A 970-nucleotide genomic window follows, 5' to 3' on the forward strand; every position below is an offset into this window, starting at 1 on the left:
ATTGTACAGGCGGCGCGCCAGGCTCATGGCCGGTTTGAGGGTCACCCCGCTTTCGTGCTGCTCGATAAAGGTGCGGCCCGATGAGGCGCACATGTCCGCCAGTACCTCACGCAGGGGAGCATCGCCCCCGCAAAGGCGCAGTGCCGTGTATTGGCCCTCGTCCATCAGCCGCTCAAGAGCGCGCAGCTTGTAAACGGCGTACAGGCCGGGCGTCATCTTGGGATGACGCTCATACAGCAGCGAACACCACCACATGGACAGTCCGTGGCCGCCCCGCAGGCGTTCCTGCACTTCTTTGCCGCCGACCACGAGACGCCCGAGATCATAGGCCCAAGCCGTGTGCTCGGCGCGTATGGACTCAAGATCCTTGCGCAGCCGGGCAGACAGAGACACATGCCCCTCCGGGGCGTCCCATCCCTCCCACTGTACAACGGTTTGCGCGGCGCCGTCACTGAAGCTTTCAGGGTTGACCGGGCATGGACCCAGATCAGGGGCAATCGGCCCTACAATGAGGATAAGTTCCTTCATGAGCGTTCCCGGCTCCAGTCAGGCTCCGCGCCAGAGGCGTCATCCTCGTCCCGCAGGGGACCGGCGCTGATTCCCGCGCTGCGCCCCGTGCTCAGGTCGTTGAGCGCCGCCCATATGGACAGGCCGTAAGGCGGATAGAGCACACCTTTTTCCGTAATGATGCCGCTGATGCATTCCGCAGGCGTCACGTCAAAGGCAAAATTGAAAACAGGGACGTTTTCCGGGCACAGGCGCGTTTCTCCCACATGGGTCACCTCAAGGTCCGGGCGCTCCTCAATGGGGATGGCCGCGCCGTCGGGCGTGGCCGGGTCAATGGTGGAAAGCGGCGCAGCCACATAAAAAGGCATATGAAAATGCCTGGCGAGCAGCGCCACGCCGTAGGTTCCTATCTTGTTTGCCGTGTCGCCGTTGGCCGCGATGCGGTCGGCCCCCACCACCACGC

General features: G+C 63.4%; 2 pseudogenes. Both read right to left on the bottom strand.

The features are described from left to right. A pseudogene (locus V6C16_RS14210) lies at window positions 1-528 on the bottom strand (TIGR04326 family surface carbohydrate biosynthesis protein); the annotation flags it as partial. After that, a pseudogene (gene mtnA, locus V6C16_RS14215) lies at window positions 525-970 on the bottom strand (S-methyl-5-thioribose-1-phosphate isomerase); the annotation flags it as partial. The pseudogenes V6C16_RS14210 and mtnA, both read right to left, overlap by 4 nt.

The sequence above is a fragment of the Desulfovibrio sp. 1188_IL3213 genome (assembly GCF_036763145.1).
Taxonomy (GTDB): Bacteria; Desulfobacterota; Desulfovibrionia; order Desulfovibrionales; family Desulfovibrionaceae; genus Desulfovibrio.